23 protein-coding genes are annotated in these 22,398 nt (G+C 36.7%); 11 read left to right on the forward strand and 12 right to left on the reverse strand.

Features of this window, described 5'->3' with window-relative positions:
- Positions 1-15 precede the first annotated feature (15 nt).
- Together K1I41_RS06375 and K1I41_RS06380 are read right to left on the reverse strand one after the other, a co-directional pair.
- Positions 16-276 (reverse strand): hypothetical protein, encoded by a 261-nt coding sequence (locus tag K1I41_RS06375; protein ID WP_220639546.1) that lies wholly within the window; start codon positions 274-276, stop codon positions 16-18.
- 79 nt (positions 277-355) lie between these two features.
- Positions 356-1,324, reverse strand: a complete 969-nt coding sequence (locus K1I41_RS06380; RefSeq protein WP_220639547.1) for an App1 family protein phosphatidate phosphatase — start codon at positions 1,322-1,324, stop codon at positions 356-358.
- A 66-nt stretch (positions 1,325-1,390) separates the two neighbouring features.
- Between K1I41_RS06380 and K1I41_RS06385 the strand changes: the two genes are divergently transcribed.
- A complete protein-coding gene (locus tag K1I41_RS06385) occupies positions 1,391-2,275 on the forward strand; it encodes a diacylglycerol/lipid kinase family protein (protein WP_220639548.1) in 885 nt (294 codons plus the stop codon).
- Here the strand turns inward: K1I41_RS06385 and K1I41_RS06390 are convergent.
- From K1I41_RS06390 to K1I41_RS06400, 3 genes are all read right to left on the reverse strand, one after another.
- Entirely contained in the window at positions 2,268-3,410 is a 1,143-nt protein-coding gene (locus K1I41_RS06390; RefSeq protein WP_220639549.1) for a GNAT family N-acetyltransferase, read from the reverse strand. The two genes, K1I41_RS06385 and K1I41_RS06390, sit on opposite strands and share 8 nt — an antisense overlap.
- A 58-nt stretch (positions 3,411-3,468) precedes the next feature.
- Positions 3,469-3,951, reverse strand: coding sequence for a DUF1761 domain-containing protein (locus K1I41_RS06395; protein WP_220639550.1), 483 nt, complete (start codon positions 3,949-3,951; stop codon positions 3,469-3,471).
- Positions 3,952-4,027: 76 nt separating this feature from the next.
- Complete coding sequence (locus K1I41_RS06400; RefSeq protein ID WP_374106906.1) at positions 4,028-4,354, reverse strand: hypothetical protein; 327 nt, start codon at positions 4,352-4,354, stop codon at positions 4,028-4,030.
- 28 nt (positions 4,355-4,382) lie between these two features.
- Here K1I41_RS06400 and K1I41_RS06405 point away from each other — a divergent pair, with 28 nt between their 5' ends.
- From K1I41_RS06405 to K1I41_RS06425, 5 genes are all read left to right on the forward strand, one after another.
- Positions 4,383-4,556: a C1orf53 family protein gene (locus K1I41_RS06405; protein WP_220639551.1), complete on the forward strand. Its 174-nt coding sequence runs from the start codon at positions 4,383-4,385 to the stop codon at positions 4,554-4,556.
- Between the two features lie 73 nt (positions 4,557-4,629).
- A complete protein-coding gene (gene hutU, locus K1I41_RS06410) occupies positions 4,630-6,618 on the forward strand; it encodes a urocanate hydratase (protein ID WP_220639552.1) in 1,989 nt (662 codons plus the stop codon).
- Between the two features lie 60 nt (positions 6,619-6,678).
- Positions 6,679-7,206, forward strand: a complete 528-nt coding sequence (locus tag K1I41_RS06415; protein WP_220639553.1) for a DUF4136 domain-containing protein — start codon at positions 6,679-6,681, stop codon at positions 7,204-7,206.
- Between the two features lie 129 nt (positions 7,207-7,335).
- A complete protein-coding gene (locus K1I41_RS06420; protein WP_220639554.1) occupies positions 7,336-9,648 on the forward strand; it encodes a DUF7619 domain-containing protein in 2,313 nt (770 codons plus the stop codon).
- 246 nt (positions 9,649-9,894) lie between these two features.
- A complete protein-coding gene (locus K1I41_RS06425; RefSeq protein ID WP_220639555.1) occupies positions 9,895-11,658 on the forward strand; it encodes an aromatic amino acid hydroxylase in 1,764 nt (587 codons plus the stop codon).
- 57 nt (positions 11,659-11,715) lie between these two features.
- Here K1I41_RS06425 and K1I41_RS06430 read toward each other — a convergent pair whose 3' ends face one another.
- From K1I41_RS06430 to K1I41_RS06450, 5 genes are read right to left on the reverse strand one after another with little or no spacing between them, the layout of a single operon-like run.
- Positions 11,716-13,743, reverse strand: a complete 2,028-nt coding sequence (locus tag K1I41_RS06430; RefSeq protein ID WP_220639556.1) for a M3 family metallopeptidase — start codon at positions 13,741-13,743, stop codon at positions 11,716-11,718.
- Positions 13,744-13,758: 15 nt separating this feature from the next.
- Entirely contained in the window at positions 13,759-14,049 is a 291-nt protein-coding gene (locus tag K1I41_RS06435; protein WP_220639557.1) for a type II toxin-antitoxin system RelE/ParE family toxin, read from the reverse strand.
- Positions 14,046-14,276 carry a hypothetical protein gene (locus K1I41_RS06440; RefSeq protein ID WP_220639558.1) on the reverse strand — a complete coding sequence of 77 codons (231 nt, stop codon included), beginning with the start codon at positions 14,274-14,276 and terminating at the stop codon, positions 14,046-14,048. The genes K1I41_RS06435 and K1I41_RS06440 overlap by 4 nt, the downstream gene beginning before the upstream one ends.
- A gap of 32 nt (positions 14,277-14,308) precedes the next feature.
- Positions 14,309-14,797 (reverse strand): 5-(carboxyamino)imidazole ribonucleotide mutase, encoded by a 489-nt coding sequence (gene purE, locus K1I41_RS06445; RefSeq protein WP_220639559.1) that lies wholly within the window; start codon positions 14,795-14,797, stop codon positions 14,309-14,311.
- A 1-nt stretch (position 14,798) separates the two neighbouring features.
- Positions 14,799-15,953 (reverse strand): 5-(carboxyamino)imidazole ribonucleotide synthase, encoded by a 1,155-nt coding sequence (locus K1I41_RS06450; protein WP_220641823.1) that lies wholly within the window; start codon positions 15,951-15,953, stop codon positions 14,799-14,801.
- 190 nt (positions 15,954-16,143) lie between these two features.
- On the opposite strand from K1I41_RS06450, the gene K1I41_RS06455 reads away from it, so the two are divergent.
- Positions 16,144-17,433, forward strand: coding sequence for an MFS transporter (locus tag K1I41_RS06455; RefSeq protein ID WP_220639560.1), 1,290 nt, complete (start codon positions 16,144-16,146; stop codon positions 17,431-17,433).
- Here K1I41_RS06455 and K1I41_RS06460 read toward each other — a convergent pair.
- Positions 17,430-17,993, reverse strand: a complete 564-nt coding sequence (locus tag K1I41_RS06460) for a HEAT-like fold family protein (RefSeq protein WP_220639561.1) — start codon at positions 17,991-17,993, stop codon at positions 17,430-17,432. The genes K1I41_RS06455 and K1I41_RS06460 overlap by 4 nt on opposite strands.
- A 193-nt stretch (positions 17,994-18,186) precedes the next feature.
- On the opposite strand from K1I41_RS06460, the gene hpt reads away from it, so the two are divergent.
- The 4 genes from hpt to obgE are packed head-to-tail and all read left to right on the forward strand — an operon-like array spanning position 18,187 to position 21,651.
- On the forward strand, positions 18,187-18,714 hold the full coding sequence (gene hpt / locus K1I41_RS06465; protein WP_220639562.1) for a hypoxanthine phosphoribosyltransferase: 528 nt from the start codon (positions 18,187-18,189) through the stop codon (positions 18,712-18,714).
- A gap of 21 nt (positions 18,715-18,735) precedes the next feature.
- The gene (locus K1I41_RS06470) at positions 18,736-19,311 is read left to right on the forward strand and encodes an adenylate kinase (protein ID WP_220639563.1); all 576 of its coding nucleotides are present in this window, start codon (positions 18,736-18,738) and stop codon (positions 19,309-19,311) included.
- A gap of 11 nt (positions 19,312-19,322) precedes the next feature.
- The gene (locus K1I41_RS06475; RefSeq protein WP_220639564.1) at positions 19,323-20,597 is read left to right on the forward strand and encodes a hemolysin family protein; all 1,275 of its coding nucleotides are present in this window, start codon (positions 19,323-19,325) and stop codon (positions 20,595-20,597) included.
- A 52-nt stretch (positions 20,598-20,649) separates the two neighbouring features.
- A complete protein-coding gene (obgE, locus tag K1I41_RS06480) occupies positions 20,650-21,651 on the forward strand; it encodes a GTPase ObgE (protein ID WP_220639565.1) in 1,002 nt (333 codons plus the stop codon).
- A gap of 57 nt (positions 21,652-21,708) precedes the next feature.
- On the opposite strand, the gene lysM is transcribed toward obgE, so the two are convergent.
- Positions 21,709-22,161, reverse strand: a complete 453-nt coding sequence (gene lysM / locus K1I41_RS06485; protein WP_220639566.1) for a peptidoglycan-binding protein LysM — start codon at positions 22,159-22,161, stop codon at positions 21,709-21,711.
- Between the last annotated feature and the right edge of the window lie 237 nt (positions 22,162-22,398).

The following is a 22,398-nucleotide window of genomic DNA, read 5'->3' on the forward strand; positions in this document are numbered from 1 at the left end:
GGGCTTTTTTTATGATTAATCAGTTTTAATCTCTATTTCTTTTTTGTCCTCGGTAATAGTTATATCACCTTTAGTCTCACCTTCGTTATCTTTAATGCTTACACCTTTATCGCTAATGCTTACTGATGTACCATCTTCTTCAACCGCTGGTTCAGGTGCTGGTGGTGGTGCCGGATCTTCTACCTCTGGTGGAGTAGGTGTTGTTTCTTTTTTATCCTTACATGAAGCAAATAACATAAGCGCCATAGCTCCTGATAATAAGAGTAACTTTTTCATACGTTTAAATAAGTTTTAGGTTAATTCAAGCCACAATTTACTCATTAAATAGTATATATGCTTTTAAAATAACTTAAATTTAAGAAATTAGCCCTGTTTTTTTGGCATGGGCTATAGCCTCGTCGCTATCCTTAAAGTAACACACCGCTATAGATATGGAGGCTATATTGGTAAGGGTGTCTTCTACTTTCTGCTTTTTTGCCTTGCCTGTTTGCCTTATGTAAACTGCTTTTACCGTAAGCGGGAATATTTTACAAATATTCTCATACAAATACGGATCCTGCTGCGAATCGTCACCCAGTAACGTATACTTGAGGCGTGGATAAAACTCTAAAATATGCTTTATTTTCTCAAATTTATGGTTGTGGTTGCCTCTGCCTGTTGCCAAAAAATCCGTTAGGCTTGTTTTAATATCTTTAAGCAACATTACGGCACGAGGTAGTTGTTGTATTTTGGTAAATTTTACAATAAAATTGTACAAATTCCATTCGCTGCTAGATACGTAAAAAAAAGTATTCTGCTCTTCTTTACTATCTCTACCCTCATTACTTAAGGCTTGGTAAAACGGAACAACCCCCTCAAAAACTTTCCTGTTATTAACATTTTTCCATAGTAGTATATATAGTTTTTTAAAAAAATTATCGGTGTGCGATACTAAGAATGTATCATCAATATCCGATATAAAACCCAAGTTTCCCTCAAAAGGTTTTATGTAGCTGCCTTTTTCCTCTATTACCTCGTTACCATACGTAGCACCTACGGTATAATTTTTCCAACCAGCATCTATTGTTTTGTCCAAAGGGATGCAAAATTTAAAATAACCGTCTTTTAATGTTTTGGTATGTATTTTTTTATCGTTATGCTTTAAGTAAACAGCTGTATTTGCTATTGTTTTTACTCTGAACATTTTTATAATGGAGCGTGCATTTTTAAAACGTTTTTTCTCAAATTCGTAATCGTTTACCGAATTGGGGGTAAAAACATGACCGAAAACAATGAGTTCCTGATCGTTGGCATACCCACGATAGAGTTTTAAAATAGGCTTCATTAAAATTTATAAGTTTAATAAGACGTTAAGCGATACAATTTAATTAATTTTAGTCAAAAAAGTAACATGGCTCAGCAAGAGATTTTTTTATTAATAATTAACCCTATCGCTGGCGGTATCGATAAATCGGAACTTGTAGGTATGGTTGAGCAATATGCCGAGCAGCGTACTATAAAATTAATACAATACGAAACAACGGGTAAGGATGATGAACTGGCTATAAAGCACTATGTTAACCAGTACCAACCGAAGCGCGTATTAGTAGCAGGTGGCGATGGTACTATAAAAATGGTTGCCGAAGCTATAGAGGAGTACGATATAGTTATAGGCATCCTTCCGGCGGGTTCTGCCAACGGTTTGTCGGTGGATTTAGACCTGCCTGATACGTTAGAGGAAAATCTTGAGATAGCTTTTAATGGCATGGTACAGTATATGGATATTGTAACGGTTAATAACGTGCGTAGCCTCCACCTTAGCGATATTGGTGTTAACGCTGAGTTGATTCGGAACTACGAAAACGGAACGGTACGAGGAAAATTAGGTTATGCACTTCAAATACTAAATACACTTATAGAACTTGAAGAGCCTTTTGAGGCAACAATTAAAGCTAATGATGCTACTATTACAACCGAAGCACGTATGGTAGTTATAGCCAATACCAACCGTTATGGTACAGGGGTTACTATTAACCCTATTGGTGAAATGAACGATGGCAAGTTTGAAATTGTAATACTCAAAAACTTAGATATATCGGTAATTGGTAAAATACTTTTGGGTAACATACCTTTGGATGAAAATGTGGTAGTACTATCTACATCTGAGGCTTGTATTACAACAAACATTCCCGTTAGTTTTCAGGTAGATGGCGAGTATTGCGGAAAGGAACAAAAACTCGATGTAAAAATACTACCGCAACAGTTAAAAGTTGCTGTTCCAGCAAAGCTTACTTAAAAGGGTTTCGGGCTTTCCAGGTTACTTTGGGTTCAAAGTAATTAAACAGCTTCCCCATAAATAGGTTTACTATGGGGTTAGTGTGTTTTATAATACCATACACCTCTTCGGCTTCGGCACCAATGCTACTTTTTATCTCCATTGCCGAGCGTGCAAAAACTACCCGCTTATATCTCTTTTTTATAGCATAGGCAACCATGTCGTATAACATATTTAGGTACAACATTTTTTGTTGCTGTACCGATTCATCGTACCCTAAAAAATAAGTATCCATATCGGTGTTGTTTTTAATTAGGGTATTAAAACCAATAAGGGTATCATCTATAAAATAACCGTAAAATAAAAAGTTATCGTTAAGCTCCTTTTTCATTACCTCAAAATGATTTTCAGGTAAAAAAAACGTGTTAAACGAAGCCTTGTTGGCTACCGTATAATATAACTCGTTTATACGCTCTTGGTATACTTGTATTTCGGCAGCATTTAATTTTTTCTTGGTTATGCCTTCCGCTTTTTTTCTGGCACGCTTGTATTGCGTTCTGTACTTAGTGTTTAACGCCAACAGGTAATCCTCTATATTTTCCCAGTCCGCTCTAATATTAAATATCATATTAGGCTGCGTACAAAATGTAAAATAGTTTTTAAAACCAGCCCTATTAAAATCGGGGAACTCCTCAGTATTAAAATCCTTAACTGTAATAAGGTTTATTGTAATCCCCTTATTGTGGTAGTCCTTTTTTACCTCTTGCATTGCTGCTTGCATTAGTTGCAATGCTTCCGTTTCTGTTATAGCATCGGTATACAAATAAGCATTTTGTCCAGTTAAGGTATTATTACCGATAAATAAAATGTGCGATGTGAACTTTTTAAACAAATAATCTTTAAGATGATTCTTTTTTTGTTGCTCACGAAAGGTGGTAACATTATTTAAATCAATAAACTGTATTAATGCTACGCCACAAAGCGAGTTCTCCTTAAAAAGCCCTACAAAATGGCACTCCATGTTTTTTGGAGGTGCTTTCTCCAATACAGCAAGTGCATTACGCGAAAGAAAGATGTTTGGTTTAGTAACTACATCCCATTCGGTGGGTAGGTTAGAGGTTGTAGTGTAAAGCGTATACGAAAGCTTATCGATCAAAATAAAGTAAATAAAAAATCTCCCGTAGGAGATTTAGTTATTAAAAATGTAAATATAGCTATTTCCATGCACAAATAATACCACCCATAACGGCAAAGCATATAATCCAGTAACCACTGTTTATAAGGATGTATTTACCACTTTTCATTTCGTACAACGCATTGGTGCCTACAATAGGTAGCCCCATAAAAACACCTACCATTGCACCATGCAGCACACCATGTTTAAATGTTCGGTAGGAGTGTCCATAATCAGCCATAAAAGCTTCATACGATGGTTTTGCTGCTTCAATATCACCACCTACCATTCCCATCGCACCAAACTGATGTATAACCATAAATTGCATTACAAAAGCAATCATAATTGCAAAAAGGATTGATAGACCAAATATCTTTAGTAGGTTAGCGCCCTTTGCTTTCTCTTTGGTCATGCCTGTTTCTCTCATCCAAGCGGCACCAAATACTTTTTCGTTGTACCATACAGAGCCTATTACCATAGTAGATAGCCCTGCTACAATTACTGCTAAAAAATTGATTTCCATATTATTGAATTTTTATATTTTTATACAAATATAAATTTCTTGTTTTAAAATTTAACAATTGTTTAGTTTTTTATCATTAAAAATAGTTGATAAAATTATACGGCTTCCTACTAGGTAAATAGTCCAATTCAGATTCGTTAGTGTAAGCCTCTCTTTCAAAACAGATACTTTTGTATGCCCGTTTGTGGTTTTGGTATTTTATATATAACAGTAAATAGGCTACTACATACCATATATAAAACGGTAGCACAAGTAACTCAGCTTGCTGTCGCAAATGAATCTTTTCATGATTAATAAGTGTTTTATCTTCCATATACTTATAGTCACGAATCAAAATAAAAGGAAACAAGGCTATGCTTGTATATCCTTTAGGAATTAAATATTTAGTAGTAATTATAATCATTCGCTGTAAAGTTTATAAATTTGTGCATATGGATGACCGATTTACTGATAAATTGATTGAGGGAGAAGATTATTACCTTTCGCCCGAAGGCTATAAAGTTTTTACAGAAAAATACCATTTAAAACGTGGCTATTGCTGTAAAAATGGCTGCAGACATTGTGCCTACGGCTACAATAAAAAAACAGGAACATTTAAAAAATAAATAACAAGAGCAAGCAGTAACAGGTTGCAATTTAAAGCGGAATACTGATACTGACACCAAAAATTATTGATATATGACATTTAAGGAACAGATACAAGAAGGAATCCCGGCGGTTTTACCACAACCAAAACCGTATGACCCTTCTATAAACCATGCACCAAAGCGTAAAGAAATGCTAACGGCTGATGAGAAGAAGCTGGCACTACGCAATGCACTACGTTATTTTAACCCAAAAGATCATGCAGAATTAATAAAAGAATTTACAGAGGAACTGGAAAACTACGGCAGAATTTACATGTATAGGCTACGTCCTGATTATAAAATGTATGCCCGACCCGTATCGGAATATCCTGGTAAATCAGAGCAGGCTAAAGCCATTATGCTGATGATTCAGAATAATCTTGACTATGCTGTGGCACAACACCCACATGAGTTAATAACCTATGGCGGTAACGGTGCAGTATTCCAAAACTGGGCGCAGTACAGGCTTACTATGAAGTACCTTAGCGAGATGACCGATGAGCAAACATTGGTTATGTACTCAGGTCATCCAATGGGGCTATTTCCATCGCATACCGAGGCACCACGAGTAGTAGTAACCAACGGTATGATGATACCCAACTACTCTAAACCAGACGACTGGGAGAAGTTTAATGCATTGGGTGTAACCCAATACGGACAAATGACGGCGGGTAGTTACATGTATATAGGTCCACAAGGTATTGTGCATGGTACAACCATAACAGTATTAAACGCAGGACGAAAAATAACCAAAAACGGCGAAGGATTAGCGGGTAAACTATTTGTAACTTCTGGATTAGGAGGTATGAGTGGTGCACAGCCTAAAGCAGGTAACATTGCAGGTTGTATTACGGTTTGTGCCGAGCTAAACCCAAAGGCAGTACATACACGCCATTCGCAAGGATGGGTAGACGAGGTAATTACCAAATTGGATGAACTGGTTGAACGTGTTAACAAAGCAAAAGCAGCTAAAGAAATCGTATCCATAGCCTATCAAGGTAACATAGTAGATGTTTGGGAGAAGTTTGATACCGAAAATGTATATATTGACTTGGGTAGCGACCAATCGTCATTGCATAACCCATGGGCGGGAGGATACTATCCTGTAGGATTATCTTTTGATGAATCGAACCACCTAATGGCTGCCAATCCTGCTAAATTTAAAGAAGAAGTACAAAAAACATTGCGTAAGCATGCCGCTGCTATTAACAAGCATGCCGATAGGGGAACGTATTTTTTTGATTATGGTAATGCATTTTTATTAGAAGCCTCGCGTGCAGGAGCCGATATTATGGCTGATGATGGTATTAACTTTAAATACCCAAGTTATGTACAGGATATTATGGGCCCCATGTGTTTCGATTATGGTTTTGGTCCATTCCGTTGGGTATGTGCTTCGGGTAACCCAGAAGATTTAGCTAAAACAGATGCTATAGCAGCTAACGTTTTAGAAGAAATGGCTAAAACAGCTCCTGATGAGATTAAGCAACAAATGCAAGATAATATTAAATGGATACAAGGAGCACAGGAAAACAAATTAGTAGTAGGCTCGCAAGCCCGCATATTATATGCAGATGCCGAAGGACGTATTAATATAGCCAGAGCGTTTAACGAAGCAATTGCAAAAGGCGAAATAGGTTCGGTAATATTAGGGCGCGACCACCACGATGTAAGCGGTACCGATTCTCCGTACAGAGAAACCTCTAATATATACGACGGTTCACGCTTTACAGCCGATATGGCAATACACAATGTTATTGGCGATAGCTTTCGAGGAGCTACTTGGGTAAGCATCCATAATGGTGGTGGCGTAGGCTGGGGAGAAGTGATGAATGGCGGATTTGGTATGGTTCTTGATGGCTCTAAAGAAGCGTCAAGACGTTTAGAATCAATGCTTTTCTGGGATGTTAACAACGGTATAGCACGTAGAAGTTGGGCACGAAACGACGAAGCTATTTTTGCTATACAACGTGCAATGGAGAATCAGCCATTACTACAAGTTACATTACCCAATAAAGTAGATGATACTCTGCTAGGATAAAAGTTTGTAACGGCTATTTTAAACGATGATGCTATTTTGTTACCCATAAATTATTTGATTATGAAAAAGATAAAATTGCTATCACTCGTTTTTATTGCTTTGCTCGTAGCCTCATGCAGTCCTATTCGGGTTGCTACAGACTATGATGACGAAGTTAATTTTAGTACCTATAAAACCTATGCCTTTTTTAAGGAAGGTATCGATAAAGCTAAAATATCCGACCTCGATAAAAAACGCATACTTCGTGCTATAGACGCCGAGATGCAAAAGAAAGGCTTCATTAAAAGTGAAAATCCCGATATATTGGTTAATATGTTTACAAATTCCAACCAAAGAGTAGATGTAGACCAGTGGGGTGGCGCATGGGGCTGGGGTTGGAACCCTTGGATGTGGGGCGGTAACTTTACCACAGTTAGTACCGTAACAGAAGGAACGCTATACATAGACTTTATAGATGCCCGAAAAAAAGATTTGATATGGCAAGGTATAGGTACAGGCGTATTAACCCTTGACCGCGATGAGAAACAAGAACGTATTAACGAGTTTGTTGCTGAAATAATAGCGCAATTTCCGCCAGAAAAGAAATAAATTAATTGTATAAAAAAAACTCTCCTATTAGAGGGTTTTTTTTATGCAATTAATTGAAAATTAAATAATAACAACTTTATAAAGTTCAAAAAGTTCAAAATTTTATTATTTTAGCAAAAAAATAATGTTATGAAAAAACAATTACTTTTCCTTTTACTGTTCATAACGGCAGTTGCGAGTGCCCAAATTGTGAATATACCAGATGCTGGGTTTAAAACTTATCTCTTATCTGCTAATGGTAGAGATAGTACTGGAAATATAATTTCAGTAGATGCAAATAATGATGATGAAATTCAACTTAGCGAAGCACTTAATGTGGCTGAAATTAACATTGATTTGTTTAGCTATCAGGTCTTTTCATTAGAGGGAATCGGAAGTTTTTCAAATTTAACCAAACTATCAATTTATGAAGCCGATCAGCTTTCAGACCTCGATTTAACAGCACTTACCCAACTAACTCAGTTATCAATAAGTGATAGTAATGCGTTTGAAAGTATAAATCTTAACGGTTTAAGTAATCTTGAAAATATAAATTTTAATGAATTAACAGGAGGCGGTGGTAGCATGCTTGTTTTAAATGTTTCAGGAGTGAATAATCTTACACATATCAATTTTACAGATATGGATTTTGATATAGATTTTAGCCAATTACCAAGCTTGGAGAGTCTAATATTGAATGGTACATCGGTATATTTTGATTTGAGTGCTAATAATAATTTAAGTTATATATCAATAACCAATCCTCACTATATTGATTATTTTTTGCTTGGTAATAAGCCGTTCTTAACTTATTTAAATTTAAATTTAAATGGAGGAATAGGTACTGTTAGTGATATCGACCTTAGTGGTTGTACTGCTTTGGATAATCTTTTTTTACGTTTTGATGAAGCTGTTGCGGCAATACCTATCCCTTTCAGGACTTTAAATTTAAAAAATGGTATAAGTACTTATGATTCTTTTACGGTAATACTTAATAATGGCAATCTTCAACCCGTTTATGTATGTATTGATGAAGGAAATGATACCCTTTTTTCCGAAACCGTTTTAAACGACCCCAATGTTTTTATTAGTTCCTATTGTAATTTCACACCAGGAGGCAATTACAATACGATAACTGGAAACTTCACTTTTGATGGCAACAGTAACGGATGTGATGCTAATGATGCTTTTATCAACCATACCCGCATGGACATTACTACCGAAAATGAAGAAGAATTTTCCGTTTTTAGTAATTACTCCGGAGAGTATAACTTCTACTCAAATGAAGGCATATTCACCCTTGCCCCAAGTATTGAGAATAGCGACTGGTTTACCATAACCCCTGCAACAAGCACCGTAACCTTTGCCGATGATAACAACAATACAGAAACTCAAAACTTTTGTGTAACACCTAATGGTGTACACCCAGATGTAGAAGTTACCATAGTTCCTACACTACCTGCGCAGCCAGGATTTGATGCTGTTTATCAAATTGTTTACAATAACAAAGGAAATCAAACCCTATCGGGAGCTATAACATTTACATATGATGATATTGTGCTCGATTTTTTAGAGGCTACACCAACAGAAGCAACATCAGGTACAGGCTCACTTACGTGGAACTACAGCGATTTACAACCTTTTGAGAGTAGAATTATATACATAACATTAAATGTAAATAGTCCAATGGAAACACCAGCTATTAATATAGACGACGTGCTACCATTTACAGCAAGCATAACACCAATTGCAAGTGACGAAACTCCATCAAACAACACATTTAATCTTGACCAAATAGTAATTGGCTCTTATGACCCGAATGATATTACCTGCTTAGAAGGCGAAACAGTACACCCCGATAGTATAGGCGAGTACCTGCATTACAACATCAATTTTGAGAATACAGGTACAGCACCCGCAACCTTTATTACTGTAACTAATGAAATAAACGAAGCACAATTTGATTTAAGTACTTTACAACTTTTATATGCTTCTCACGATGTTGAAACACGCTTAACAGGTAATAAATTGGAGTTTTACTTTGATGATATAAATTTAGCCGCTAATGGCGGAAAAGGAAACATTGTTTATAAAATAAAAACCAATAATATATTACAAGTAGATGACAATGTGATGCAGTTTGCCAACATCTATTTCGACTATAATTTCCCTATAATTACAAACGAAGCAAATACAGTATTTGCATTGCTAAGTACAGATGTTTTTGAAGTAGATAACTCAGTAACGTTATATCCTAACCCTTCAGAGGGCAATGTTACTATTTCAGCTAATACCACTATAAATACTATAGAGCTATACGATGTGCAAGGAAGGTTAGTATCTGTTACAAAAGGAAATAATACAAATGTAATTCTCAATATTACTAATCAACCTACGGGCTTATACTTTATCAAAATAATTACAGATAGTGGTAGCAAAGTAACTAAGCATGTTAAAAAATAAAAATTTAAGAATTTTAGCATACTAAAAACAACTTGTAAGTAGTTAGTAAGGCTATAGATTCATTAATTACTTTTTGTTTTACTTTCTGGAAAGCCACAGTATATACTGTGGCTTTTTTTAGGTGTACAATTGTTTATTTTTAAGCGAAAACAGTATTTAATTAAAATAAAAATATAATTGTTGCTAGATATTTGCAAATCCTGAGAATTTCGTAATTTTACAATATAACAACAACACGAGGTAATTATGAGTGCAACAATAGAAACCAACCCGCTACTAGATAAACTGCCCAACCATTTAAGGCAATTTATAAAACCACAGGACTATAATGATTATACGCCTATTAACCAAGCGGTGTGGCGTTATGTAATGCGCAAAAATGTAGATTACCTCAGCAGAGTGGCACACAATTCGTACCTCGAAGGACTTAAAAAAACAGGTATCGAGATAGATAACATACCAAGTATGTATGGTATGAATCGAATACTAAAAGAAATAGGCTGGGCAGCCGTAGCTGTAGATGGATTTATTCCGCCAAATGCCTTTATGGAATTTCAAGCCTATAATGTGTTGGTTATAGCCTCAGACATTCGCCAGTTAGAGCATATAGAATATACCCCTGCACCCGATATTATACATGAAGGCGCAGGGCACGCACCTATTATTGCCAACCCTGAGTATGCAGAATATTTGCGTCGTTTTGGAGAAATAGGCTGTAAAGCCATATCATCGGCTAGAGATTACGAAATGTATGAAGCTATTCGTTTACTCTCAATATTAAAAGAAGCAGAAGGTACACCACAAGAAGAAATTGAAGCTGCTGAAAAGCGTGTTGATGAACTACAGAATAATATGGGCGAATTATCGGAAATGGCTTTAATTCGTAACCTACATTGGTGGACGGTAGAGTACGGACTTATAGGTACGGTTGACGATCCTAAAATATATGGTGCTGGTTTACTATCGTCTATAGGTGAGAGTACATGGTGTATGACGGACAATGTAAAAAAACTACCCTACGATATTAATGCAGCTTACCAGAGTTTTGATATTACAAAACCGCAACCCCAATTATACGTAACTCCTAGTTTTGCCTACCTTAACGGAGTATTGGAAGAGTTTGCTAATAAAATGGCGTTACGCCGAGGTGGCTTAGATGGTATTAATAAATTAATAGCCTCTAAAGCGCTGGGTACAATAGAATTTAGTACAGGACTACAAGTATCGGGTATTTTTAGCAATGCAATTGCCGATAACGGCAAACCCATATACATACAGACTACGGGAGGCACGGCATTATCGCATAGGGAGAAAGAATTGGTAGGGCATGGTACACTTTACCATGCCGAAGGTTTTGGTAGCCCTGTAGGAAAGCTAAAAGGAATTAACCTTGCTATAGAAGACATGAGCCCGAGAGATTTACAGGCATATGCTATTTACGAAGGCGAGCATGTAACATTGGAGTTTGAAGGCAATATAAAAGTATCGGGAACTATAATAACAGGAACCCGTAACCTGCAAGGGAAAATAATAGTTATTAGTTTTAAAGATTGTACGGTAACCCACAACGATACTATATTATTCCAACCTGAATGGGGAATTTACGATATGGCTGTAGGTAAAGAAGTTATTTCTGCCTTTTCTGGTCCAGCAGATGTAAGTAGTTTCGATTTAATAACGCATGTTCCATCAAGCCAAACAATAAAGCCCAAAAAATCGGCTACACGTGAGGAGTTAGAAGGAATGTACCAAAGCGTTAGAGATATTCGGGATGGTAAAGCATCCGCAACAGCGTTACCAGAGCTATTTAATAAGGTAAAACAAAATCACCCTAACGATTGGTTACTATCGGTAGAAATTGCCGAGCTATTACAAAAAAATAATACTACAGATGTATTGAATGAGGTAATGGCTCATCTTGATGCGGTTAAAAATAAACGTCCCGAAGTGGTACATTTGATTGACGGAGGGCTAGAGCTCATTTTTGAAAAAGAGAAATCACTTGATTAATCAAAAACAGGATGCTTAAATAAGCATCCTGTTTTATTTTATATAAAGGCTAAATTATTATAGTAACCCTGCTCGTTTTAGTAAAGCTTCTGGTTTTGGTTCCTGTCCCCTAAAACGTTTGTATAGCTTCATGGGGTGTTCTGTGCCGCCCTTGCTTAAAACATTATCCTTAAATGAGGTAGCAGTTTCAGTATCAAAAATTCCTTTTTCTCGGAATAATTCAAAAGCATCAGCATCCAGCACCTCTGCCCATTTATAGCTATAATACCCAGAGGCGTACCCTCCTTGAAATATATGGCTGAATGCGGTACTCATAGCATTTTCAGGTACATCGGGGTATAATTGGGTGTTAGCAAATTGTTCCAATTCAAATGCTTTAACATCGTTTATGTTGTTGGGATTTTTGCTATGCCATCCCATATCCAACATCCCAAAACTAAGTTGCCTTAGTGTTGCCATCCCTTCCTGAAAACTGGCACTTTCTTTTATTTTTTGGATGTACTCCATCGGAATCATCTCGCCTGTTTTATAATGGTTCGCAAACAGGGCTAAGGCTTCGGGTTCGTAACACCAGTTCTCCATTATTTGGCTCGGTAGCTCTACAAAATCCCAATATACGCTCGTACCCGAAAGGCTTGGGTAGGTAGTATTGGCTAGCATACCATGTAGGGCGTGCCCAAACTCATGGAACAGCGTAGTAACCTCATTAAATGTAAGTAACGATGGCTTAGTTTCTGTAGGTTTCGTAAAGTTGCAAACTATGGAGATATGTGGTCTTTCATTTTTGTCATCTTTTACGTATTGCGATTTATACGATGTCATCCAAGCACCGTTACGTTTTCCTTTTCGTGGGAAAAAGTCAGCATAAAAAATGGCAATAAAGTTCCCATTTTCGTCCTTAACCTCATAGGTAGTTACATCATCATGATATTTTTCAATATCGTGTACCTCCTTAAATGTAAGCCCATATAATTTTCCTGCTATGGTAAAAGCACCGTTAAGCACTTTTTCCAATTGAAAGTATGGTTTTAACTTCTCATCATCCAAATTAAATAATTGCTGTTTTAATTTTTCGGAATAATAAGCACCATCCCATTTTTCCAATTGGTCTATTCCGTCTAAATCCCTTGCAAAATCAGTAAGCTGTTTAAACTCTTTCTCTGCTGCGGGTTTTGCTTTCTCCAACAAATCATTTAAAAAGCTATGTACTTTTTCAGGGCTTTCTGCCATACGCTCTTCCAAAACAAAATTAGCATACGAATTATAGCCCAATAGCTGCGCACGCTCGTGGCGTAGTTTTACTATTTTTAGTACGATTTCCTGATTATTATGCTTGTTTTTTTGGAAACCTTTTGAGCCAAAAGCTAAAGCCAACTTTTTACGAAGTTCACGGTTATCAGCATACGTCATAAAAGGGATATAACTGGGGTAATCGAGTGTAAATACCCAACCCTCTTTTTCCACGCTTTTAGCTATTTCACGTGCACCCTCTATAGCACCTTCGGGCAAGCCCGAAAGGTCTTTCTCGTCAGTTACATGCAATTGAAAAGCATTGGTTTCTGCTAATACATTCTCCCCAAACTCAAGGCTCAATTTGGATAATTCCATATCCAATGCTCGCAATGTTGTTTTCTTTTCTTCGGGCAAGTTAGCACCATTGCGCGAAAAGCTTTTGTACTGCTTGTCTAGTAATGTTTCCTGCTCAGCAGTTAGGTTTAGCGTTTCTTTTCTATCATAAATCGCCTTTACTTTTTCGAAAAGGGCTGCATTGAGTCGTATATCGTTGCTAAATTCTGATAATAACGGAGAAACCTCTTGCGCTATTTGTTGTATCTCATCGTTTGTTTCTGCTGAATGCAGATTGAAGAAAACATTCGAAATTCTATCTAACATTGCACCGCTATAGGACATAGCTGCTATAGTGTTTTCAAATGTTGGGGTTTCCGTAGCGTTTACAATAGCATCAATTTCTGCTTTAGCCGAAGCAATCCCTTCTTTAAAAGCAGGTGAAAAATCGTCGTTTTTTATTTGAGTAAACGGAGCAGTATCGTGCTTTGTAGTAAACTTTTGGGTGAGTATATTCATAGTGTTTTAGAAGCGTTATTTTAACTTGAACTTGTTTAAGTCCTGATAATTATTCCAAAAGCGGAGTAATTCTATTGTTGTATTATTAATTCTGTAAAAGAGTGAAATTTGCTTAACAACAACTATTTTAAAAACATTCTTATATCCTGTTTTTGTAAAATGTACAGTGTCGTTTTGAAGTAGCATTATATGATATTCTACTTCCTTTATAAAAGAGACAACTTCTTTAGGAGACCAATTTTTTTCTAAATATTCGATATTTTTCCAATAATCTGATTTTGCTAATGGTGACCATTCAATAATCATTTGTCAAAATATTTGGCGTAACGTTGTTTCGTTTCTTCCATTACCATATCATGTGAAATACCTTGTCCGTTTTCAAATTCTTCTATAGCAGCATTGAGTCCTTTTTTTTGTTTAAAAGTAAGTTTTTCTTCTGATTTTAAAAGACTAAGTATTTTTTCTAAAACAGAATTATCCTCTAGCTCTAAAATCATTTTTACAACTTCTATTTTCGATGCTTGAATATCCATAACACGTCCTTTTTTATCAAAGTTACAAAAAACTACTGTTTGTTTTTTAAATCTTCTGAGGCGGCAATTACTTTGTTTTTAAGTTCTTGCTTATAAGCAATAATTTTTGCTTGTACCAGTTTATCGTGGCTTCCTAAAATTTGTGCAGCCAATATCCCTGCATTTTTAGCACCATTAAGTGCTACAGTAGCTACAGGTACACCCCCTGGCATTTGTAGTATAGAGAGTACGCTATCCCAACCATCTATGGAATTGCTCGATTTTACGGGTACGCCAATTACGGGTAGTGGCGACATTGATGCTACCATACCCGGTAGGTGGGCTGCGCCGCCTGCACCTGCAATAATTACCGATACGCCTCTGGTATGTGCCTCTTTACTGTATTCGTATAATTTTTCGGGTGTACGGTGTGCCGATACAATATCGACCTCCGTATCAATTCCTAATTCCTTTAATATATCAATGGCATCCTGCATTACGGGCATATCCGATATGCTTCCCATTATAATTCCTACTTTCATACTAATTGCTAATTACTTTAATAGTGTTTTTAACTTCTTCGGCTATACGTCTGGCTTCTGTAATATCTTCGTTCACAATGGTTACGTGTCCCATTTTTCTAAAGGGTCGTGTTTGCTTTTTTCCGTATATGTGTGGTGTTACACCATTTTTACCCAGAATCTTTTCTATGTTTTTGTAAACTACATCACCTGTATGCCCTTCGGCTCCTACAAGGTTTACCATAATGCCAGCAGCTTTACTATCGGTATTACCTAGTGGTAAATTTAATATTGCTCTAAGGTGTTGCTCAAACTGCGAGGTATAACTTGCCTCTATGGAGTAGTGTCCGCTATTGTGTGGGCGTGGGGCTACTTCGTTAACTAATATTTCATCATCTTCGGTTTGGAACATCTCTACAGCCAACAAACCAACATGATTAAATTTTTCTGATACTTTTAATGCAATAGCTCTTGCTTTTTCGGCTACAGTGGCATCAATACGTGCAGGACAAATTACATATTCTACCTGATTGGCTTCGGGGTGAAATTCCATCTCTACTACGGGGTAGGTTTTTATTTCTCCCGACGGCGTTCGTGTTACTATAACTGCCAATTCATTTTTAAACGGAATCATTTTTTCGGCAATACATTCTACATTAGGTAACCCATCAAAATCTTGTATTGAGCGGATTACCCTTACACCGTTACCATCGTAACCAAATTGTGTACTTTTCCATACAAAAGGCAATGTAACCTCGTTATCTTCTACCGCTGCCTCAAGTCTTGTTAGTGCTTCAAAATGTTTATAGTCGGCAGTAGGGATATTATTTTTAACGTAAAAATCTTTTTGCCTCCCCTTATTTTGTATCAACTTTAAAGTAGCTGCCGAAGGGTATACTTTAACACCCTCAGTTTCTAGTTTTGCCAATGCACTTACATTAACGTGCTCTATCTCAAAAGTAAGTACGTCAACCTGTTTCCCAAAATTATAAACGGTATCAAAATCCATTAAGTCGCCCTTAAAGAATTTATTGCTACCTATTTTACAAGGGGCTTCCTCACTTGGGTCCAGCACGTAGGTTTGTATGTCAAATTTTCGGGTATCGGTTAGCAGCATTTTACCAAGCTGCCCGCCACCTAAAATTCCTAGTTTAAAATCTGAAGAAAAATAGTTCATTGTTGCGTTGTTGTTAGTAATGCCAAAGATACTTAAAGCCATAAAATTTTGCTATTAAATAACAATATTTATGCGTTTTACTATTGTATATAGCAGTTTTGTAGCTTTTGTTTTTATAGTAATGTCCTTACAAAATAAACCTGCCATAAGTAATATACTATTGTATATTTGTGGCAAATTTTAATGAGGTATGAAACAAGACGATAAGGATACTACCAAAACTGGTTTTTTTGAGAAAAATCCAGCGTTGAAAATTCGTGAGTTTCTTTCCTTTTTAAGTGTTCGGTTTGGGCTTATTTTCGCCCTAAACATGCAAATAACCATTATATTTTATTGGGTATACCAGTTAACCGAAGATAAACTAGCTTTAGGTTATGTAGGGCTCGCAGAAGTAATACCCGCCGTTGGTTTCTCGTTATTTGCAGGGCATTACGTGGACCTTGTTGAGAAAAGAAAAATGGTGCTTATTTGCGTTATCACCTACGTACTCTTGGGGTTGGGGTTGTTTGCACTTACCACACCGTATGCTTTTGAAGCCTTAGGGCTGAATAATACCTTGTATTTAATTTACTTTTTTGTGTTTTGTGGCGGTATTATTCGTTCGTTTACAGGACCATCCATATTTTCGTTATTTGGTTTAGTAGTACCCCGAAAAGACTATGTTAATGCTACCAGTTGGAGTAGCATGATTAGGCAAATGGGCTTGGTTTTGGGTCCTGTTGCAGCAGGAATACTTATTGCGTTTGATGGTATAGAGGCGGGTATGCTAGCGGTAGTAGTATTAGAGTTATTATTACTAATTCCGCTATTATCCATAAGTGTTAAACCAATACTTAAGAAAGAAAAAGAACCCATACTGCAAAGCCTTACTATGGGGCTGCGGTTTGTACTAAAAACACCCGAATTGCTCGGGGCACAGTTGCTAGATATGTTTTCGGTACTTTTTGGCGGTGCAGTAGCATTGCTGCCCGTATACCAGAAAGAAATATTGCACGTAGATGAGGTTGGCTTTGGTATTTTGCGTGCTGCCCCTGGTATAGGAGCAATAGTTACCATGGTAATATTGGCTTTTATACCTTTACGCACCTACCCAGGCAGAAAATTATTTATTGCTGTTACAGGGTTTGCGTTATCCATAATAGTCTTCGGGATTTCTACTAATTTTCTACTCTCCTTTTTTATGCTATTGTTTTCAGGAATGTTTGATGCTATAAGTGTTGTAATTCGGGGTACAATATTGCAATTGGTAACGCCCGACCATATGCGGGGTCGTGTAGCATCGGTAAATACCATGTTTGTAAGTTCGTCTAACGAATTAGGTGATTTTGAAAGTGGTGTTATGGCACATTGGCTGGGTACAGTACGTGCCGTTGTAGTAGGCGGTTGCCTTACATTAGGTGTAGTGGCCATAACCTTTTTTACAGCCCCACAATTACGCAGGTTTGGTTTTGATGACCATGAAGATAAAAAAGAGGACTAACGCTTGTTATTTGCGCTATCAATTTTACGGAGTATATCCCGTGCGGCTATTTTATAGGCTGCCGTATGCTCGTTAAACCCTTGTTCCAGTATCGGGCGTAATTCGGGGTATATCCAATTGTTGTTTTTGCCCAATATATAAAGGGTATGTATGGCGTAGTATTTGGCTCCTACTTTTCGGTTAGGCGTTATTAGCCAGTCAAAACAAACTTCAGTTATTTGCTGCAACTCTTCCTCACTAATAAAACCACTATTTTTATCATTTTGCTTTACAGCAAAAAGGCAAATTTTCCCCATAGGGCGTATAGCACTTTCATTTTTCAGGTACGATAGTTTGCTGCAAAAATGGGGTAAGTACTCTTTTAACCACGTTATTTTAGCTTCGCAAACCAATTCTAATATCCAGCACGCCCTATGGTGGTGTTTATCGGTCGTATCAAGGGCAACATGTACCAAATCAGCAAGTAAACTTTTATCGTTTAACACCATATTGGCTACTTCTTCGCGGCTATCACGGCAGCCACTACTATAGGCTATTTTGTTGTATAAAGTAATATTCATAAACCCGAACAGAAATCTTTAGTTGTAATCTAAAGTCAAATATCGTAAAAAAACACGTAATCGTTTTAAAGCAATATGTGTTACTATTAGTTAAATTATTGTCATATTAAATTTTATAAAATAAGCCTGAGTTTACCAAGAGCTGTACTGTAATTAGTATATTTGCAGATTATTGCTAACCAACAATAGAAAATTGATACAGCTTCACGATAAACATTTTGTGCCTTTTATTACCGCAACCGAAATTTATGCCGTAATAACCCGAATGGCACAAGAGGTACAAAACGATATGGATAACGAAACACCTGTTTTTATAGGGGTGCTTAACGGTGCTTTTATGGTAGTTTCTGATTTTATGAAACAGTACAAAAAGGATTGCGAAGTAAGCTTTATAAAATTAGCCTCGTATGAAGGTACTACCTCTACCAATGATGTAAAAGAATTGATAGGGCTTAACCAAGATTTAGAGGGCAGAACGGTTGTGATAATTGAAGATATTGTAGATACAGGTAATACTGTAGTGGAACTCAAAAAAACACTTGAGGCAAAACGCGTAAAAGCATTAAAAATAGCAACACTGTTTTTTAAACCAGAAGCATATACTAAAGATGTAAAGCTAGATTATATTGGTTTTAAAATACCAAACAAATTTATAGTAGGTTTTGGCTTAGATTATGATGGACTAGGGCGCAACCTACCCGAAGTTTACCAATTAAAGTAACAAACAACAATACATAACTAAATGATTAATATCGTATTATTCGGGAAACCCGGAGCAGGAAAAGGAACACAAGCAGCGTTTTTAAAAGAAAAATACAACCTTACACACATCTCTACTGGTGATGTGTTTCGTTACAACTTTAAAAACAATACGGCGCTAGGTAAAGAAGCAAAAGTATATGTTGATAGGGGTGACCTTGTACCTGACTCGATAACCATAAAAATGCTACAAGATGAGGTAGAGAAAAATACCGATACAGCAGGATTTTTATTTGATGGTTTTCCAAGAACGATTGCACAAGCCGAAGCCCTAGATGCATTTTTGGCAACCAAAGGATGGGAAGTAACAGGTACAGTAGCTTTAGAAGCTGATGATGAAATTTTAGTACAACGCTTACTAGAGCGTGGTAAAACAAGCGGTAGACCCGATGACCAAGATGAAAACCTGATACGAAACCGCTACCAAGAGTATAACGAAAAAACCGCTCCCTTAATGGGGTACTACCAAAAGCAAGATAAATTTTATACTGTAAATGGTATAGGATCTGTTACCGAAGTAACCGAAAGGCTAAGCGCGGTATTAGATAAGCTTAACTAAAAAATTAGCGATTGGAAATAGCTATAATATTATTCTTAATACTGCTCAATGGAGTTTTCTCCATGTCAGAGATTGCACTAATTTCTGCAAGAAAAAACCGCTTAGAAAGTGCGGCCAAAAAAGGAAATGCAAGTGCTGTTGCGGCTTTAAATTTAGCCAATTCACCCAACAAGTTTCTATCTACCGTACAAATAGGAATTACCTTAATAGGCATTCTTACAGGTATTTATAGTGGCGATAATGTTACGGGCGATGTTGAAACTTTTTTTAATGGTTTTGAGGCATTACAACCCTACGCCGAAAACTTAGCATTAATTACCGTATTGGTAATACTAACCTTTTTCTCGTTAGTGTTAGGCGAGTTATTGCCCAAGCGTATAGGGCTTATTTACCCCGAAGCAATAGCAAGGTTAGTAGCTTTACCAATGAAATACGTATCTATAGCTACAGCGCCTTTTATATGGTTGCTAACATCCTCAACAGGCTTTTTAATGAAGTTATTTAACATACGCCCTACAGCAGATGGAAAAGTAACAGAAGAAGAAATTAAAGCCATAATAAAAGAAGGTACAGAAGGAGGAGAAGTACAGGAGATAGAACACGATATTATGGAGCGTGTTTTCCATATTGGCGACAGAAAAGTCAATTCGTTGATGACACACCGAAAGCTAGTAACCTATCTTACTTTCGATTCGAATAAAGAACGTATCAAAGAGCTAATGCTCGATGAAATGCACTCAATATATCCCGTCTGTGACGATAATTTAGACGATGTTGTAGGTGTGGTATCATTAAAAGATATTTTTGCCAACTACGAAAAAGTAGGGTTTAACCTTCGCGAAATTACTAAAGAGCCTGTGTACTTAATAGAACATACATCGGCATATAAAGCACTAGAGATATTTAAAAACACAAAAGTGCATTATGCTTTTGTTACCGACGAATATGGCGTTTTTCAGGGTATAATAACCCTTAACGACATATTGGAAGCCCTAGTAGGCGATGCATCTGATTTTTATGACGACGAACTTCAGCTACTGCAAAATCCCGATGGTACTTGGACAGTAGACGGACATTACCCATTACACGATTTTCTTACCTACTTCGATTTGGATGAACTCACTAGCGAATATGAGGTAACTACGGTAAGCGGACTTATAATGACCGAATTATCGTACATACCTAAGGAGGGTGAAAAACTAGCTTGGAATTTATACGAGTTACAAGTACTAAAAATGGATGGTGTAAAAATTGATAAAGTTCGCGTAAAATCCATAAAAGAATAAAAATAGGGAGTATTGCCAAAGCATAGTACTTTTAAAGACTAAACAATAAAAAATGACAGAAGGGAATTTTGTAGATTACGTAAAAATATATGTAGCCTCTGGTAAAGGAGGTAAGGGATCTACGCATTTGCACAGAGAGAAATTTATTGACAAGGGTGGTCCTGATGGTGGCGACGGCGGACGTGGAGGTCACGTATACCTTGTAGGTAATAAAGGGTTATGGACATTATTCCACCTAAAATTTGCACGCCACGTAAAAGCAGGACACGGAGGCGATGGCGGTAGTGCGCGTAGTACAGGTGCAGATGGCGATGATAAGTATATTGAAGTACCCCTAGGTACCGTAGTTCGGGACAAAGAAACCAACGAAGTACTTTTTGAAATAACCGAAGATGGCGAGAAAAAAATACTAGCTAAAGGCGGTAAAGGCGGCTTGGGTAACTGGCACTTTAAAAGCTCTACCAACCAAACACCCCGTTACGCACAACCAGGAATACCAGGTGAGCAGCTTGATATTATTCTGGAGCTTAAAGTACTAGCCGATGTTGGTTTGGTAGGCTTCCCAAATGCAGGCAAATCAACCCTACTCTCAGTACTTACCTCAGCCAAACCTAAAATAGCCGATTATCCGTTTACAACCCTAAAACCCAATTTGGGTATTGTAGCGTATAGAGATTACAAATCGTTTGTAATAGCCGATATACCAGGGATTATAGAAGGAGCAGCCGAAGGAAAAGGATTAGGGCATTACTTTTTGAGGCATATTGAACGAAACTCGACCTTGCTATTTTTAGTACCTGCCGATGCAGAAGATATTAAAAAAGAATACGATATATTATTGGATGAGTTACGCCGTTACAACCCCGAAATGTTAGATAAAGATAGGTTAGTAGCCATATCCAAAAGTGATATGTTGGACGACGAGTTAAAAGCGGAAATGAAAGCGCAATTGGATGTAGATTTTAAAGGCATTCCATACATGTTTATATCATCCGTAGCACAACAAGGGCTAGTGGAGCTTAAAGATAAGTTGTGGCAAATGCTTAACGTATAGCACAATAAAAAAGGAGTCTATTAGACTCCTTTTTTATTGTGCTAATTGTATTCATATTTACTCAGTAGGGATACGTAAAGTTTGTCCTGGGTAAATTTTATTAGGATCAGAAAGCATAGGTTGGTTAGCTTCAAATATTTTATTATACTTATTGGCATCGCCATAAAATTCTTTAGCAATTTTCGAAAGTGTATCGCCGCTTTCTACGGTATACAATTCAGATTTTGGTTTAGTTTCCGTTACACGCATGTTGTTTTCTAACGAACCTACACCCTTAACATTACCTACAGCCAGTTCTATTTTTTCGGCATCAGACTGTTTTTCTACCTCACCCTCTATTTTTACATCACTACCTTTGGTATTTATCTTTATGTTTTTGTAAGTTAAACCAAGTTCCTTTATATAGGTCAAAAGTTCACCTGCCTTTATATTCTCACTGTCTCCAGATAAATTATTCGAATTTCCAAAAATCTGTTTCCCAGCGCTAGTATTAAAATTTAATGTTCTCATAATAGGTTGTTTTTTATAAGTTTATTTTTATCTAAAATTATTCAACAACAAACCAAAAATAAAATTATCAGCTTATATTTAATAAACATTTATGTTTTGTAAACAAATAACCCTCGCATATAAGGCTATTTGCTAAATATTGCTTTACGAAATTCTCAAAAAAACCTATCTTCGCAATACATAAAATAACACATTGCTAATAGTATGCTGTAACAATTTGTACAATCGTTATACTTA

Source organism: Flavobacterium litorale (assembly GCF_019613795.1).
Lineage (GTDB): Bacteria > Bacteroidota > Bacteroidia > Flavobacteriales > Flavobacteriaceae > Flavobacterium > Flavobacterium litorale.

Excerpts from the sequence above, each read along its gene's own strand:
- K1I41_RS06375 (WP_220639546.1), bottom strand. The coding sequence starts at position 276 with ATGAAAAAGTTACTCTTATTATCAGGAGCTATGGCGCTTATGTTATTT.
- K1I41_RS06380 (WP_220639547.1), bottom strand. The coding sequence starts at position 1,324 with ATGAAGCCTATTTTAAAACTCTATCGTGGGTATGCCAACGATCAGGAA.
- K1I41_RS06385 (WP_220639548.1), top strand. The coding sequence starts at position 1,391 with ATGGCTCAGCAAGAGATTTTTTTATTAATAATTAACCCTATCGCTGGC.
- K1I41_RS06395 (WP_220639550.1), bottom strand. The coding sequence starts at position 3,951 with ATGGAAATCAATTTTTTAGCAGTAATTGTAGCAGGGCTATCTACTATG.
- K1I41_RS06400 (WP_374106906.1), bottom strand. The coding sequence starts at position 4,354 with ATGATTATAATTACTACTAAATATTTAATTCCTAAAGGATATACAAGC.
- K1I41_RS06405 (WP_220639551.1), top strand. The coding sequence starts at position 4,383 with ATGGATGACCGATTTACTGATAAATTGATTGAGGGAGAAGATTATTAC.
- hutU (WP_220639552.1), top strand. The coding sequence starts at position 4,630 with ATGACATTTAAGGAACAGATACAAGAAGGAATCCCGGCGGTTTTACCA.
- K1I41_RS06415 (WP_220639553.1), top strand. The coding sequence starts at position 6,679 with ATGAAAAAGATAAAATTGCTATCACTCGTTTTTATTGCTTTGCTCGTA.
- K1I41_RS06420 (WP_220639554.1), top strand. The coding sequence starts at position 7,336 with ATGAAAAAACAATTACTTTTCCTTTTACTGTTCATAACGGCAGTTGCG.
- K1I41_RS06425 (WP_220639555.1), top strand. The coding sequence starts at position 9,895 with ATGAGTGCAACAATAGAAACCAACCCGCTACTAGATAAACTGCCCAAC.
- K1I41_RS06430 (WP_220639556.1), bottom strand. The coding sequence starts at position 13,743 with ATGAATATACTCACCCAAAAGTTTACTACAAAGCACGATACTGCTCCG.
- K1I41_RS06435 (WP_220639557.1), bottom strand. The coding sequence starts at position 14,049 with ATGATTATTGAATGGTCACCATTAGCAAAATCAGATTATTGGAAAAAT.
- K1I41_RS06440 (WP_220639558.1), bottom strand. The coding sequence starts at position 14,276 with ATGGATATTCAAGCATCGAAAATAGAAGTTGTAAAAATGATTTTAGAG.
- purE (WP_220639559.1), bottom strand. The coding sequence starts at position 14,797 with ATGAAAGTAGGAATTATAATGGGAAGCATATCGGATATGCCCGTAATG.
- K1I41_RS06450 (WP_220641823.1), bottom strand. The coding sequence starts at position 15,953 with ATGAACTATTTTTCTTCAGATTTTAAACTAGGAATTTTAGGTGGCGGG.
- K1I41_RS06455 (WP_220639560.1), top strand. The coding sequence starts at position 16,144 with ATGAAACAAGACGATAAGGATACTACCAAAACTGGTTTTTTTGAGAAA.
- K1I41_RS06460 (WP_220639561.1), bottom strand. The coding sequence starts at position 17,993 with ATGAATATTACTTTATACAACAAAATAGCCTATAGTAGTGGCTGCCGT.
- K1I41_RS06470 (WP_220639563.1), top strand. The coding sequence starts at position 18,736 with ATGATTAATATCGTATTATTCGGGAAACCCGGAGCAGGAAAAGGAACA.
- obgE (WP_220639565.1), top strand. The coding sequence starts at position 20,650 with ATGACAGAAGGGAATTTTGTAGATTACGTAAAAATATATGTAGCCTCT.
- lysM (WP_220639566.1), bottom strand. The coding sequence starts at position 22,161 with ATGAGAACATTAAATTTTAATACTAGCGCTGGGAAACAGATTTTTGGA.